16 protein-coding genes are annotated in these 13,343 nt (G+C 55.8%); 5 read left to right on the top strand and 11 right to left on the bottom strand.

The window, feature by feature from the left end; all coding sequences use genetic code 11:
• Positions 1-192: 192 nt before the first annotated feature.
• Positions 193-624 carry an SgcJ/EcaC family oxidoreductase gene (locus J8I87_RS11735; RefSeq protein ID WP_209931621.1) on the bottom strand — a complete coding sequence of 144 codons (432 nt, stop codon included), beginning with the start codon at positions 622-624 and terminating at the stop codon, positions 193-195.
• Between the two features lie 248 nt (positions 625-872).
• Entirely contained in the window at positions 873-1,109 is a 237-nt protein-coding gene (locus J8I87_RS11730) for a hypothetical protein (protein ID WP_209931620.1), read from the bottom strand.
• A 512-nt stretch (positions 1,110-1,621) separates the two neighbouring features.
• Here J8I87_RS11730 and J8I87_RS11725 point away from each other — a divergent pair.
• Complete coding sequence (locus tag J8I87_RS11725; RefSeq protein ID WP_209931619.1) at positions 1,622-1,930, top strand: hypothetical protein; 309 nt, start codon at positions 1,622-1,624, stop codon at positions 1,928-1,930.
• Between the two features lie 604 nt (positions 1,931-2,534).
• On the opposite strand, the gene J8I87_RS11720 is transcribed toward J8I87_RS11725, so the two are convergent.
• Positions 2,535-3,485, bottom strand: a complete 951-nt coding sequence (locus J8I87_RS11720; RefSeq protein WP_209931618.1) for a hypothetical protein — start codon at positions 3,483-3,485, stop codon at positions 2,535-2,537.
• Positions 3,486-3,729: 244 nt separating this feature from the next.
• On the opposite strand from J8I87_RS11720, the gene J8I87_RS11715 reads away from it, so the two are divergent.
• Positions 3,730-3,897 carry a hypothetical protein gene (locus tag J8I87_RS11715; protein ID WP_209931617.1) on the top strand — a complete coding sequence of 56 codons (168 nt, stop codon included), beginning with the start codon at positions 3,730-3,732 and terminating at the stop codon, positions 3,895-3,897.
• A gap of 897 nt (positions 3,898-4,794) precedes the next feature.
• Here the strand turns inward: J8I87_RS11715 and J8I87_RS11710 are convergent.
• Both J8I87_RS11710 and J8I87_RS11705 read right to left on the bottom strand, forming a co-directional pair.
• A complete protein-coding gene (locus J8I87_RS11710) occupies positions 4,795-5,259 on the bottom strand; it encodes a hypothetical protein (protein WP_209931616.1) in 465 nt (154 codons plus the stop codon).
• A gap of 86 nt (positions 5,260-5,345) precedes the next feature.
• Positions 5,346-6,260: a hypothetical protein gene (locus J8I87_RS11705; RefSeq protein ID WP_209931615.1), complete on the bottom strand. Its 915-nt coding sequence runs from the start codon at positions 6,258-6,260 to the stop codon at positions 5,346-5,348.
• Positions 6,261-6,776: 516 nt separating this feature from the next.
• Between J8I87_RS11705 and J8I87_RS11700 the strand changes: the two genes are divergently transcribed.
• Positions 6,777-7,559, top strand: coding sequence for a TIGR02391 family protein (locus J8I87_RS11700; RefSeq protein WP_209931614.1), 783 nt, complete (start codon positions 6,777-6,779; stop codon positions 7,557-7,559).
• 316 nt (positions 7,560-7,875) lie between these two features.
• Here J8I87_RS11700 and J8I87_RS11695 read toward each other — a convergent pair whose 3' ends face one another.
• From J8I87_RS11695 to J8I87_RS11675, 5 genes are all read right to left on the bottom strand, one after another.
• Positions 7,876-8,595, bottom strand: coding sequence for a HEPN/Toprim-associated domain-containing protein (locus tag J8I87_RS11695; RefSeq protein ID WP_209931613.1), 720 nt, complete (start codon positions 8,593-8,595; stop codon positions 7,876-7,878).
• A gap of 76 nt (positions 8,596-8,671) precedes the next feature.
• Entirely contained in the window at positions 8,672-9,388 is a 717-nt protein-coding gene (locus J8I87_RS11690; protein ID WP_209931612.1) for a HEPN/Toprim-associated domain-containing protein, read from the bottom strand.
• Positions 9,389-9,508: 120 nt separating this feature from the next.
• Entirely contained in the window at positions 9,509-10,306 is a 798-nt protein-coding gene (locus J8I87_RS11685) for a HEPN/Toprim-associated domain-containing protein (RefSeq protein WP_209931611.1), read from the bottom strand.
• A gap of 112 nt (positions 10,307-10,418) precedes the next feature.
• Positions 10,419-11,084, bottom strand: a complete 666-nt coding sequence (locus J8I87_RS11680; RefSeq protein WP_245253877.1) for a HEPN/Toprim-associated domain-containing protein — start codon at positions 11,082-11,084, stop codon at positions 10,419-10,421.
• Entirely contained in the window at positions 11,059-11,280 is a 222-nt protein-coding gene (locus tag J8I87_RS11675) for a hypothetical protein (RefSeq protein ID WP_209931609.1), read from the bottom strand. The genes J8I87_RS11680 and J8I87_RS11675 overlap by 26 nt, the downstream gene beginning before the upstream one ends.
• A 491-nt stretch (positions 11,281-11,771) precedes the next feature.
• Here J8I87_RS11675 and J8I87_RS11670 point away from each other — a divergent pair, with 491 nt between their 5' ends.
• Both J8I87_RS11670 and J8I87_RS11665 read left to right on the top strand, forming a co-directional pair.
• Positions 11,772-12,260 (top strand): hypothetical protein, encoded by a 489-nt coding sequence (locus J8I87_RS11670; protein WP_209931608.1) that lies wholly within the window; start codon positions 11,772-11,774, stop codon positions 12,258-12,260.
• A 359-nt stretch (positions 12,261-12,619) separates the two neighbouring features.
• Entirely contained in the window at positions 12,620-13,033 is a 414-nt protein-coding gene (locus J8I87_RS11665; protein WP_209931607.1) for a hypothetical protein, read from the top strand.
• Positions 13,034-13,139: 106 nt separating this feature from the next.
• On the opposite strand, the gene J8I87_RS45665 is transcribed toward J8I87_RS11665, so the two are convergent.
• On the bottom strand, positions 13,140-13,262 hold the full coding sequence (locus tag J8I87_RS45665; protein WP_280923069.1) for a hypothetical protein: 123 nt from the start codon (positions 13,260-13,262) through the stop codon (positions 13,140-13,142).
• Between the last annotated feature and the right edge of the window lie 81 nt (positions 13,263-13,343).

Genomic DNA, 13,343 nt, shown 5'->3' with positions numbered 1-13,343 from the left:
TGCCCCGTAAACGCCGAGAATGCCGTCCAATACGGGGAAGCTGCAGATAGACATTTGTGATAAGGCCCGTGGGAATCGGACGGGAGGCACGTTCGGGAGAAAACAAGACTGGCCGGGCGATTGAGGCCGGCACCTTGCGACTCGTCCTTGTCCAGTCGTGCCGCCCGTATTCTCTTTCAAACCGTTCGCGCCTCAGCCTTCGGAGACTTCCGCCTGCCTCTTCATCACCGACTCGCGATACCAGCGAGCAACGGTGCTGCCGATGCGCTCGGTCGGTTTCCCTACCTCGGCGTTTTCGAGGTACGCGAGGATGCCCAGCGCGCACTGGCCCGCCGGATGAGCCGCACCGGCGGTGAGTCGACTCCAGAAGTGCTTGACCGCTGCATCGTTGTGGATCGCGACTACGTCGATCAGTTCGTTCTCCAGCGTGGAATCGCTGTAGATGGTGGCATGGATGGGGGCATGCAGCTCGATAATCGCAGCGACGCCGCGCACGTAGTGTCCAAACCTGTTCACGAACGCGGCATCCTCATGGAACAATGCTCCGAGGGACTCCACGTCGTGGCTGTTCCAGGCGGTCTGAAACGCGTGAAGCGCGTCTTCGGGTCGTCTTATTTGAATCATGTGGACTCTCACAACTGCCTATGTTGCGCCGCCGCCAACGGCATTGAGCGCTTGTTGTCGGGCGGCCAAAGTATATTCTGCCCTATCACGGAATGTCTGCTCGTGGGCCGCACGCGGCCTTTAGCTACGGGTGCGAGACGGCTTGCCTTCCTGGTGGTCCAACTACGAGTTCGCGCCTGCCCGCAAACATATCAGGCCCAAACTGGGTGCTTTCCCAGACCGCTTTCCGTGGCGAGCGCGGTTATCGTCTACTCGTGATCGACTCGCGGCAGATCCGCAAGCGTTCGGCCTGGACCGGAATTGTCCGCCACCGTTTCGATCCATTCGCGGCCCACCTCATCCACGACGCTCCGAACCTCGGGACCCGCGACGCGTTGCCCGTCCAGCGGGAAGACGGTCACCACCGTATCGCCTTTGGCCAGCGCGTCGACCACCTCGATCACCGGCGATTCGTGTGGCACAACCTCAAATTGTTCTCCGCTCACGGATACTTGTCCCCAAAGTACGTGGGTGACCCGTCGCGAATCCGGATCAAGTCGAACTGCGGTAATCGCGTGCACTGTCATTTGAAGTTCCTCGTTGGCTGATGAGTCGTGCGATGAAAGGGCTTCTGCTCGGCAACTCGAACTTATGATCCGCCAACAAAGGCGGCTGTCGAGATGAATCGGTCGCTCAAATATCCCAGCGCGTGAAGCAGGAGCATTCATGGCCGACGGCCTTCGGCAGTCTAGCCTATTCGCGCCGACAATCCGGCCAGTCTATCGTTTTCGGTCCGCGAACCGGGCTGAAGCCACGTTATTAGTTTGCAAGTTCTTGTTTCTCATGGAGCCGCGGCATCAGTAATTCCGTCTCTCCGCAGAACGGGCAGCGACACAGCACATCCTGGTCAGCGGCCCTTGCACACAGGGTTGTTTCCACATCTCGCCATGCGACGTTCCAACATGCGTCACACGACGCCCGCAGACACAGCTTCACGCGTCGAAGCGTCGTGCTGAGCATGCCGCTTCATAACCGCGTCGCGCCAGGCTTTCGCAACGATGGTTCCGGTGCGTTCGACGGCAACGCCTTGTCTTGCTTGCTCAAGGCAGCACGCGACGTCGAGCGCCTTTTCGCCGCAGCGCTCGCCATCCGGTCGCGCGAACTCGAGTTGCGTCGTCAGTCCGTTTCTCGCAAGCTCGGCGGCAATCCAAGCGAATGCTGCGGAAGGGTTTCCAGGTCGCTCTCCCACGGGCAGAGCCAGCAACATTTCCGCGTTCGTTTCGTCGAACGCGTTGATGCGGAGAATTCGCTCGAGCTCGCTCAGTAGTTCGTGGGCGGCGCCACCGGTCATCATCGCAGCTGTCGTTCGCCAGTCGGGCATGTGTCGCGACATGGCGTCAACCAGCATTGTGACGTTGAAGTCCCGCCAGAATCTCCGATGCGGCCGATACGCATATTCGAGAGCAAGTGCGAGATGCATCGGCGTTAGGTGCGACTGGTCGAAACGGCAGTCCGCGAAGTAGGAGAGGAGCACGTCGGCGGTATCGGCGTAAATGGCTGTCGCGGGATCGGGCGTGAGATCAGATTTGTTCATCGGGTTACACCAGGTTGAGTTTGCTGGCTATCGAAAAAGCCGTTCCCCGAAGGTCGATTGCAGACCGACTGGAGCCGCAGCTAGCCTCGGAGGTATAGCCCGAAAGTGGGTGGATGTGAGTCGGAAAAAGGACGCCTGTTTGCTCTGCGATTTCTGGCGGCCGAAGAAATTGGCTTGTAGATAACGAGATTTGAGGCGGTCTGGAGCGTCGACCGCGGGGGCCTAGTGGGCTGGGCGGTTCGCGGATTGCGTCCGGACGGCCCGATGAGCGGCGGCCGTCGGCGACTACACTACATCTTGTGTTGTTTGGATGAGCCTATCCGGAATGCATCCGAAATCACATCGGATTCATCGCCGGGCTACTTCCCGTCATATCGAAGGTTACCGACAGCGTTTGCACGGTGGATAGCTTGCGCTCGACGCTGGCATCCAGGCTTACGATGTAAACATCAAAGCCGACACCACCCGACTTGTCTGTGACGACCTCGAAATCTATTTCGACCGTGAGTTGATGTGGCTTAACGCAAGGCTGTATGTTATGGTCCATTCGCAGCAAGCCCTCGCGCACAAGCCACAGCGCGGCCGCCAGCTTGTGGGCGACCAGTTCCGGCGGCACCTTGAGTGGCGGCAGCTTATCCGACGACTCGCTGGCAGATGCAGCGTTCGGCGCAGATGCCGCGTCCGCCGGCGCGCGGTCCGCCGCATCCGCCGCCTCGTTGAGAGTGGCAGCCTCCTCACGATAGATTTGTTGAAGATTCTTCTTCTGCATTTCAATCGCCGCTGCATATTTATCCGCCATTATGCGGTCGCCCTGGTCGGTAAGGGCCAACTTTGCCTTGCTGTATGCCTCGATTTTCTTCGAAGCCGCGTCCGCGTCGGACTGATACTCAGCGGCCGTCTTCGCATGCCGAATGTCCAGGTCGAGTGAAAGCTTTTGCGTTCCGATATCTTGATAGCTAGCGGAAAACTTTGGATCGATTTTCAGGATCGTGCCGACGGGAATCTTCGGACCTACGTCGCCCGATATTGAGTTGGTCGCAACGACATTAAGGCCAACAGTCGCGTTCGCGGGAACAATTACTACCTTCGGTGCACCGGTGGCCATGCAGATAGATGGACCCGCAACTGTCTCTTGTTTCGAATCCTGAAAAGCGCGAAGTTCACCACGAACATAGTTCAGGATAACGCTCACATCCTCCGTATCCGGATTTGGCGCAAAAACGGATTTTCCGGTCGAACAGCAGCCAGCGAGTAGCAGTACGCCGGCAAGTACCTTAGCTGCTTTCATGTCATCGCCCTCGGATTGTTATTGGAGCCGGCTCGTTAGCAGGCGACAGATAGGATGACAGGCAGTGGTTACCGGTGAAAGGTCAGATCTGTTCGGCATCGCACACTTGGCAGCATGATTCGCTGCGAGTGCATAGAGAGGCAAACCAGCAACGTGACGGTTGCGATGATGGCGTGCGGTCCTGCTTCAGTAGCGGGATGCTTCAATACGACTGGCCGACCATATCGACGGCAGACACGTAGGTATGGCGGCGCTGATGGCAGCGCTCAGTCCGAACGTCCTACTCTGGTATCTCGATTCACGAGGACCGATGTCGTTTGGTTGGTTCCATCGCCGCGAATTCGGCGGAGAGGCTCGCTTGAACACCATCAACGAGCTGCGGATTGGGATCGTCGCTGGCGGTAATGCCTGAGTTTTGCCTTCGCATCATTTATGCAAACACGCCCAGGCATGCGATCATTTGCAGCATTTCCGGCCGTTAGCGGTATGCTCTTTACGTATGCTGAATCTGTCGGTTTTTTGTGCGTAAGAAGGATGTAAATGACAATTGGTGAACTGAACTGCTTCGATACGCTGGGCCGTCAGAACATATTCTGTTGCAGCTTGACTCAGACGGGTGATAAATGATTCTTTCGCGTGCGGCCGAAAGGGGCATCGCCCACTAGCGACTTCTTTGAATTGACGGTCGAGGAAGTCGACTGTAGTTGCGTACGCGTAATCATGATGCACAATCACGGCTATGCTCCCGTGAAAGCGAAGAGGATCCCGGACGCGCTAATCCCTGAAATTCGTCGTGTCCTCGGACGCGAGGTGCAGTCTAGCCCGACGTTGGGAAGTTCGCGTGACGTTCGCCGCGAACCGCCGGCAGAGAAAGTCTGGCAGAGGCTCGTTGCCGCCGGTCTTGCTCGCTACGACGCGACGACTGATGTTTTCCACCTTCTTGACTGACATGTACCTTGCAGTTCGGAGACCGGTGACAAGAGCGCAAGCAGGCAATTGACCGCCCGCCGACGAGTTGGTCGCTGCGATAGCATCTCGCCGACGACTCGTTCACCCGTTCGTGCCACGTTGCCGAAAGTGCGGCGAACAAGGTTCTTTGCAAACCGGTGGAACGCGCGCCTCACCGTCGCCGCCGAGACAGCGGGGGGCTGTGCGTGGCCAGGCCGGCTCCGCCAGCGGCCGCAATTGGCAATTCGAGTCACCTTGCTGCGTTGCTCACAGCGCACGCAAGGTGACCGATGGACTGACCGAGAGGTTCGCACACGACGGCCACTCCAAGAGAAGACGATGTGTCCCGGAACGCGGCGCTCTACTCGCGTTCCTGCGCTTTCAAGACATCGTCCAAAGCAGCCTCGGCGTTGTCTTCGGGATCGTCGTATCCGTACAACTCGTCGATCGTTAAAAGCTCGCTGTCGTCTTCGGAATTGGATTCGTCGTCGTTCTCGTTATCTTCTTCGAGCGGTGTGTCTTCAACTCCGGAGTTTTGCGCTGGCGAATAGCTCCTTGCCGAAGCGATCATGTTGACGGCCGCATCTTGAGCGAAGGACTCCGCCTGCGCGCGTTCCGCATGAATATCAAGTTTCGCCTGCACAGCGGCCGCGTTGATCTTGTGCCAGGAAGAGACTTCGTCCGGCATAACGTCTACGCCATGCCTTGCAAGGTTTCTGGCCGTTAATTCGTTCGCAGTCGGAGTCGAATAATCCTGCTGGAGTTTTTCGTACTCGGAATGCTGATGCAGGATGTTCGCAGTGCCTGCCACGATTTCTGACGACATATAAATCTCCGGTTATAGATGGAGGCGAAAATAAGCCAAAATCCGCCGTCGACGAAGGGCTCTGGGCTCGAGAAAACGGTGTTCATTCACGAGGACAGTAAGGCGTATTGCGCCGGGAAGAAAACGCGCATCACGCATTTCAGAAACGGTTCTCGCCGGATACCGAAGTAGTCGGCGAGCGGGAAGGCCGAATCGAGGGGTAGGGTGAACAATCCACGTTCCAGGCTCGTCATCGCTACGGGGTCCACGGGTGGTTCCGTATTGATGCCATCTGCGTTGAGTTTCACCCTTATATCCGTCAGCAGCTGAGCGAATTCGGCCTGTGTGTTTATATTGTCGACATCGACGCGGCGGACTAAAGGTTTGGTTGGGACGAAGCCGCGACGACCGACGAGCCACTGCCGTGCTGAACTCGGGTCGAACTCGACAAGCGCTCCGTCCTTTTTGAAGGCCAAATCGCCGGCCGCCATCGCGTTCCTAACAGTCCGCGCGTCGACGCCTGCAAGGGCAACCAAAGTTTCAACCGTTACCCGGCCAAGCGGACGTTCGAGCTCAAGTCGACCTTCGGAAAGAAAAACCAGATCATTAAGCAACTTTGCCTTATCGGGATACACGGCGCTGAAAAGTGCGGTGATCCTCCGTCCGAATTTGTTTATGTCATACATGCTATGACCGCCCTCATCAGGCATGCCTTTCACTCCGAAATCGTAGATCGCCTTGATGCATTTCCACGCATCCAGCTTCGGCAACTGTTGCTGAATGCGGTGGCGAACGTCAATGTCGAGTGGTTGGCCAAGGTAGGACGGACCAAGCGGGGGGATTTCGAACTGAAACAGGCGTTTGTCCAGACCGGTCTCTCCGAATACGTCATCCAGCGACTTTAGCGTATGGACGAGCAGGTCCACAAAGAGCGACTGCAGCTGCTCTTCGTCAATTGAACGTGGTGTGAGCTCCCAGCCCCGCCAACTGTGTGGCGAAACTATCGAATGCGGTTGCTTCATGATGATTTCCGAGAAACGTTCATTTATGATTAGCGTGGAGGAAAAACTTGCGTTTGTCAACGTTAAATTGATGACTTCCGGGAAATGATCATTTGTGTGTGCGATGCGCTGCTGGAATCAGAATGTGTCGGCGGCGCCTGTGGCTTTCCGCGCGGGTTCGAGATGACCGTGCTCGAAATGTGCCTTGGGTAGCTCCTCGTCGCTCTCGGGTGTAACCCCGCGCGCAGTGTCTACGCGCCGTATTCGCGCTTTAGCGCGGCGCCGACGGCGCTTAGGTAGAGTTCAACCCATGTCGACGCCATCGGATGCACGGGCATTCTCGTTCAATGGAAGCGGACGCTTAGAAACCGGGAGTTCGGCACGCATGGGCCGATAAGCGCGGGTCGACCAGGATTTGCCTGCGCTTCGGTACAACCATGCCTCTTGCTCGGAAGGGTGACCGCACGACGCAATGCGTAACCGGTGTCCGTAGTGACGCTAGAATCGTCGACGGATCAAACTGACGGTTCACCTAGGATGCCGAAATCGAAACTGAGCGTCGCCCAGATGCGCGCTGGGATTCCGAAGCTGAAGAAGCGCATGGGAGAGCTTGCGGCCATTGACGTGCAAGCACTGTCGAATCCCGACGATCCCGCGCTTCATTCGATCGAGAAGAAGCTTCACGACACGATCTCTGAGCTTTACTCAGGATCGTCAGATTGGCAGCAGTTCAGGCCGCGTGCGCTCATCGACGCTCGCTTTCGGATGGGCTACGAAACAAGTGCCCTGAAGATGCGACAAAACCTACGTGACGGCATCGCACGAGAGATCGCAAATATTGAGACCATCATCGAACTTTTCAATGAGAAGCTTGCCGACGGTCACGACTCGCCAGCGGAAAGAGCACAACGTGCTTTCGAAGGCCTATCGCTGCATGCTGATATTGACCGCCACTGCACAAAGCTATTTGAGGATGGACATTATGCGCAGGCTGTTGAGAACGCCTGCAAGGTGCTGGAGATGCTGGTGAAGATGCGCAGCCTTAAGGATGATGCGAGCGGCACAGATCTTATGCAATCAGTATTCAGTCCGAAAAAGGCCGTGTTGAAGTTCAACGAGCAATCCAACGACAGCGAGCGCAGCGAACAGCAGGGGATGATGTTTCTATACGCCGGGGCCATCGCTGCCCTTCGAAATCCCCGAGCTCACGGACTTGTCGAGGATTATCCGGACCAGGCGGTCGAGTATTTGATGTTCATCAACATGCTAGCGAAGGCCCTGGACCGCACCTCGCTGGCTGAGAATCCGGAGAAACCGTGACAAGTGCAACCGGTACAAGAACTGACAGTCATTAAGCGGCAGCGAGCGGTGTCCAAAAGGCGGGGAGAGCGCGGCGGGACGCGTAGCTCGAGAGTTCCGCAAAATAGCGGCGCACCCTGTACACGCCGATATGGCCATGCTGGATGCCGCGGAAAAAGGAATGGCGCGAGGCGAACGTGGACGTGCTGCGCATAACTGAAGACATCGGTACGGGCAAGCCGCGCTGATCTTCGCGCGGAAAACGAAGTCCGAAGCATTTCGGCTAATGTCTTCAGGCATCCGGGTCGCCGATGGCTGGATTCGATGTCGCAAAACATCAAGCTAGTGTGCTTTCTTCGCCGGCAAGTATGAGATCCTCGAAGCAGTACACGCAGTCGTTCTCGACCAGTTCAGTGATGTTGAGCGCACATTCAGCGTCTTCGGGGATGACCTCTAGCATTGCAACGGCCAAGTGGTCGAATGCGGAGCATGGAAAGCCCCACAGCGCGTGGCACGGGATCAGGTCGGCGTCACGTGCCGGAAACTGGTTGGTAAGGATGATGTCGGCCAGTGCCTTCGTGTCAAAGCTCGGGCCAGTTGGCATAGGTGGGCTGATACCATTCTTGAGGCGCGACACTCGGCTCCTGATGACTTCCTGGAGAGCAAGAAGCCAATCGTCGAGAGTTGTTGCTTTGAGAGCGTTTGTTCGCTGAGGGACCTCGACGCACTCATCACCAACGTAGAACGATGGCGCATTATGCCGGATCATTTCGCGTTTGTACCGCTCGAATTCTGCTTCCAGCGCCGGCCGGTCATAACCGCGTTTGCGCTTAAGACGCCAGCCGAGTTCGTCGGCCGTCGTGAGATACAGGTAGTCTGTTTCCGGCTCAAGCCACTCCAGACGATTTTCCGGCAAGTCATGGACAGTCAAATTGCGCTGTCCTTTGGTCCTTTTCCGAATGATCCGATCGTCGCGAGTAAAGAGCCAACGATCGTAGTTATCTTGTTCCCAGCCGACCGGGTAGCTGTCGAACATGTAGTATGCGCGGAAGGTCATGTCTTTAGATGTTCAGTGATGTGTTGAAACAGTAGCGACAATTTCCACTTTGGATTCGCCCCTTCAGACGGTGCGATCACCAGAAATGGCGAATTTGCTCGCTGAAGCCTGCAATTCTTGCGAAATGTCCGGCGGCGCTTTTTCGCTCCATTCCCACAATCAGATCATCGAAGGAGTACGCTCTGCTGCTTAGAACAAGCTCGCTGACATCGAGGACACACTCCGCCGTCTCGGACAGAGCCTCAAGCATCGCCACGGCCATGTTGTCCAGACCGGAACAGGGGAACGCTTTGACGCCGTGCTGCAATTCGATGTGCCCATCGAACAAGAAGTCGTTGCGTGCAATGAGCCCGATTAGAATCTCGACGTCCACAGAGCAGTTCGCTGAATCCGCGGTCTTGCAAGGGGCGTTGAGGTCGTGGCAGCGGTTCGTGAAGTACTCTTTCAGCGCGAAGAGCCAATCGTCGAGCGTCGCTCCTCTGAATGCTCCCATCTGCTCACGTGCCGAATATCTTCCGGCGCAGATGTCGTCCCGGAAATAGAACGGCATCTCTCCCGCCTTGGCAGCGTTCTGCAGGTACCGCAGGAAATCGAGTTCCAGCGAAGTACGGTCGTAGCCTGCGCGCGCGAGACGTTCGCGCAGATTCTTCGAGGACGTAACGTATAGGTATCCAGGGAAGGCGTTATCCCGAATAACCCGGTCGTCACGCGTGAACCGCCATCGACGATAGCAGTCCTCCGTGCTCTTTAGCTCGTAACCATCGATGGTGATACGTGAGATAGGTCGTGTCATGTTTCTTTGGATCTGTGTTGGCGGCATAAAACATAGTCGCGACGGACACGTTACGGGCCTGATAGCGTGAAGGGCTCCCCGGTCTGTGCCATCGATGAGCGACGCGCTCGCCGATCGTTGTCAAGCAAGCGCGCTCTCTTCAGCAGCCAGGATGAGGTCATCGAAGCAGTACACGCAGTCGTTCACCACCAGCTCGGTGACGTCCAGGACGCACTCAGCGTTCGCTGGGATGACCTCTAGCATTGCAACGGCAAGGTGTTCGAGCAGGGAACACGGGAAACCCCACAGATCGTGGTGAGGTCGAAGGTGTGAATTGCAAGGATACTGGTCTGTCAGGATGATGTCGGCCAGCGCCTTCGTATCGAAGGTAGGACCGTTTGGCATAGGAGGACTAGTAAATCCCTTCGCGCGTGTTGCTCCACGCTCAACGACGTCCTTGAGGGCCATTAGCCAATCGTCGAGAGTTGTTCCTCGAAGCGCGTCTGCTCTCTCTGGAACACGCTTCCGCGCGGCTTTCGCTTCTTCCGCGTAGTAGGCCGACGTGCTAACGTAGAACGTGGGTGCCGTGTCGGCGATCATCTCGCGTCTATAGCGCTCAAATTCGCTTCTGAGCGATGTCATGTCCTGGCCATACTTCGTGTCTTCGTCGATGTAGGTGATCGAACTCACTGGGCAGAGGCAAGGGATAAGACTAAGGCGTCGTCGGAGCTCCTCGGCGGTTACGACATACAGGTAGTCCGTTTCCGGCTTATCCCATTCCGCACGATTCTCCGGAAGATCGCGGATGAGAACGTTGCGTTCTCCCTTGGTCCGGTGTCGAATCACTCGATCTTTTCGAGTGAATAGCCAACGGTAATAGCTTTCTTCTACCCAGTGAGCTGGATAGCCATCGAACATGTAGTAGGCGCGAAAAGTCATTTTTAGGGGCGTATAGATTATGAGGACCGGGGAGACGGGGGCAGAGCCTGCACCGCCGAGTCGACGATTTTTTTAATTGACGAATTTCAGGTCTGTTGTGTCAAAGGACCGGTCAAATGTTGTACCTGTCATCACCGGACGTTTCATCTACCGTTGTCAGATCGTCGAAGCAATAGACAAGCTCATGGTTGACCAGGTCCGTAACGTTGAGAATGCATTCGGCACTGTCCGGCACAACTTCGAGCATCGCGACAGCCATACAGTCCAAGCTGGCGCAGGGGAATGCGGTCAGCAGATGCTCCGTCTCGATAGGGTAGATCGTCGATTCACTGTACGTCAGGATATCAATCAGAACGTCGACTTCGGCAGGCCGACCCGGCTCATCGACAAGCTCAGGCGGGTTGGTAAAGCGCGCCTTGCGATTGGTGATGTTTTCCTTCAAAGCGAACAGCCAATCGTTAAGCGACGCGCGCCTGAAGGCCTCAGCGCGTTGGGCGGAGGTGTACCGTCCTATGCAGCAACGAGTGCGGAAGTAGGACTCTGCACCCTCTACCGAAATCTTCTGCAACGTCCTCAGGTACTCCAGCTCCAACGCTGTGCGGTTATAGCCTGCTTCTGCAAGGCGTTTGCGCATGACAGCAGCGGAAGTGACATACGAGTATTTCCGGTGCGACGTGTGACGAATGGCTCGGTCTTCGCGCTTGAATCGCCATCTGCGGTAACGAAACCGCGTGGTTTGTAGTGGATAGCCGTTAATCGTGATGAATGCGCTGGGCATGCCCATAATAGATTTGTGTCAGGTAATTCGGACGGAATCCGAGATTGAGTTGTCGGCGGAACAGCAGTGTTTCCGCCGTCTGTTGAATAAACGATAGCATGGCAATTGCAAAATTCGTGAGATGTCGGACATTATTTTTTGATTTACCGATACTCTTATTAAAATCTCTAAATAAATAAGCGCTGGTTTCTGTCATGGCTCGTTTTGGCGCCCGGGGTGCTGTTCATCTTGTCTGGGTAGCTTTAGAAGAATCGCCTGCTACGCCATGGCGGCCGCGGTCGGTCCGACGTCGGACAGCCCATGGGGCAGGACTCCGCTATGCAAGACCCGATGCCGCTCCAAGCTTACGTCAGCAACGTTCCGCCATCCTGCCTAGCGGCTGCAGAAGAGCGCACGTTGGTTCTGCAAACAGTCAAATTAAAAAAAAGGGTCACAACGTTAGCGAGGGGAAATTTTTTTATGGTCGAAAATCGCTGATAAAAATAAAGTAGATTTTAAAAACTTAAGTTTGAATTGGAAAAATCCTCCTTTTATCGCTTGTCTCGTCCAAAATTCGAATGATATAAATCAGCCCAGACGTCTGACGGCCGATATCGAAGATAGCCGGTAACTTCGTAATCGGGCAGTGGCGACAAAAAGATACCTTGTGGTATTTCGAATAACTGCTTTATTTAAAGAGGTGTTTTCATGAGCGGTCCCGTTTATTTCGTTGCTTGCAAGAACATGGAGAAAGTCGACCGGGAGGCTGTCCTGAGCGATCCGGATTTCGACGAGACCGTGCACGTAGTCACGGAGTCGAATCGGGACTGCCCGAGCATCACGGAAGGCATGGAAGAGGGCGCCATGTATCGATACGACGAGTCAAATTGGTACCGCGTCGCTGACAGGTGGTGGGCGTACGTGGACTGGGTTGTCAAGCTAATGAAACTGGTCGGCCTTGATAACCCGCCTGAGCAAGACAGCACTGTCGCGTTCCGCGACATCTTCAGGTACGGCCGCAACGATTCCGGAACGTTTGGGCCTGTTGCGTCGAAGAAGCTCGCTGAAGACTTCGCTCTTTGGGACGAACGCGCGAGGGCTCTTGGTGACGAGGACTTTTACTACTATTACGGAATGGTCCGCCACATGTTCGAGATGGCTGCTGAAGGCGGCGCGTGCTGGCTTCAGTCGTGGTGAGTTGCCACTGAGACAGGGAATCAACGTCTGCCGGCGTAAGGGCCGTTGCCTGCGCATTGCATGTTGAACACGCCTCCAGCTCGATTCTTCTGGTTGACGTCGATGCGTGAAGTGTTGAGACGTCGCCGGCCAAGATCAGGCTTCCTTCACGAGCTACTTTGACGCGCATCTAAAAGACTTCCCGTGCAGCCGTGGAGTTTTGTTATTGCGTCATCTGCATCACCCAACACTATACCTCGTGCCCGATTAGATAAATCGACGCAAGGGGGCTGTGTGACGCACATGCGCAGCAGCCGAAATGAAAGATGCGAGCAGCCAACTGCTGTTTGCATCGTATCTGGCTTTTCAAGAGGTATGTTATGAGTGTTGTGTTTCGGGCTCGCCGAGGGCTGACGAAATTGCCGGGACTGCAGGATGCCGGTGACTTATCTGACGAGAAGGTGCTTATCGTGGGAAGAGAGCCGATGGTTCAGGACCTTTGGGAGGTGGACGACCAGAAGTACTATGCCGCGTACTCTTGCGCGGAAGTCAGGTACTTTTCGTTTCCTCACTTGTCGGTGTGCCACAACTGGATTGTGGGGCTTGCGTACATGGTTGGCTGCACCGAGGCGCTACTGGAGGCAGGTGCCGCCGTTCCTTTCCGAGATTTCTTTCGATGGTCGGACGAGGGATTGGAAGCCGGTCCCGAAGCTTCTGCGAGCCTAGCTGCGGAGTTTGCGGAATGGGACGACCGAGCAAAGATGGTTGCGTACGAGGGTGATGGCCAATTCTAGCGAGCGCATCATGCGGTGCGCTCGCTTTTTCCGTCTTGCCGGGACTATTGGTACAACCTTTTTTGTCCATGTACAGACTTTTTTGTCTATGTACACGCTTTTTTGTCTATGTGCGGAGTTTTTTGTCTTTGCTTAGATCGAGAAAGCTGACGAAGTAAAGCAGCATCACGAACGGAATGATCCGCCACATGAGCTTGCGCGAAACTCGCGATTCGAGTGCCGATTGCATGTGTCTCCTCCTTGGAGGTTGAGCCGGACCGTGCCGGACAATCCAGGATTTGCGCGCTGTTTGCCGCGCTGTTTGCCGCGG

Origin of the sequence: Paraburkholderia sp. LEh10 (genome assembly GCF_017814945.1) — a bacterium.
Classification (GTDB): Bacteria; Pseudomonadota; Gammaproteobacteria; order Burkholderiales; family Burkholderiaceae; genus Paraburkholderia.
This window is presented reverse-complemented; position numbering and strand designations above follow the sequence as displayed.

What these genes read in the sequence shown, in the direction of transcription:
- J8I87_RS11675 (WP_209931609.1), bottom strand. Translation starts at nt 11,280, where the DNA reads ATGACAGAAACCAGCGCTTATTTATTTAGAGATTTTAATAAGAGTATC.
- J8I87_RS11715 (WP_209931617.1), top strand. Translation starts at nt 3,730, where the DNA reads ATGGCGGCGCTGATGGCAGCGCTCAGTCCGAACGTCCTACTCTGGTAT.
- J8I87_RS11665 (WP_209931607.1), top strand. Translation starts at nt 12,620, where the DNA reads ATGAGTGTTGTGTTTCGGGCTCGCCGAGGGCTGACGAAATTGCCGGGA.
- J8I87_RS11725 (WP_209931619.1), top strand. Translation starts at nt 1,622, where the DNA reads ATGCCGCTTCATAACCGCGTCGCGCCAGGCTTTCGCAACGATGGTTCC.
- J8I87_RS11685 (WP_209931611.1), bottom strand. Translation starts at nt 10,306, where the DNA reads ATGACTTTTCGCGCCTACTACATGTTCGATGGCTATCCAGCTCACTGG.
- J8I87_RS11690 (WP_209931612.1), bottom strand. Translation starts at nt 9,388, where the DNA reads ATGACACGACCTATCTCACGTATCACCATCGATGGTTACGAGCTAAAG.
- J8I87_RS45665 (WP_280923069.1), bottom strand. Translation starts at nt 13,262, where the DNA reads ATGCAATCGGCACTCGAATCGCGAGTTTCGCGCAAGCTCATGTGGCGG.
- J8I87_RS11735 (WP_209931621.1), bottom strand. Translation starts at nt 624, where the DNA reads ATGATTCAAATAAGACGACCCGAAGACGCGCTTCACGCGTTTCAGACC.
- J8I87_RS11670 (WP_209931608.1), top strand. Translation starts at nt 11,772, where the DNA reads ATGAGCGGTCCCGTTTATTTCGTTGCTTGCAAGAACATGGAGAAAGTC.
- J8I87_RS11705 (WP_209931615.1), bottom strand. Translation starts at nt 6,260, where the DNA reads ATGAAGCAACCGCATTCGATAGTTTCGCCACACAGTTGGCGGGGCTGG.
- J8I87_RS11680 (WP_245253877.1), bottom strand. Translation starts at nt 11,084, where the DNA reads ATGCCCAGCGCATTCATCACGATTAACGGCTATCCACTACAAACCACG.
- J8I87_RS11700 (WP_209931614.1), top strand. Translation starts at nt 6,777, where the DNA reads ATGCCGAAATCGAAACTGAGCGTCGCCCAGATGCGCGCTGGGATTCCG.
- J8I87_RS11695 (WP_209931613.1), bottom strand. Translation starts at nt 8,595, where the DNA reads ATGACCTTCCGCGCATACTACATGTTCGACAGCTACCCGGTCGGCTGG.
- J8I87_RS11720 (WP_209931618.1), bottom strand. Translation starts at nt 3,485, where the DNA reads ATGAAAGCAGCTAAGGTACTTGCCGGCGTACTGCTACTCGCTGGCTGC.
- J8I87_RS11710 (WP_209931616.1), bottom strand. Translation starts at nt 5,259, where the DNA reads ATGTCGTCAGAAATCGTGGCAGGCACTGCGAACATCCTGCATCAGCAT.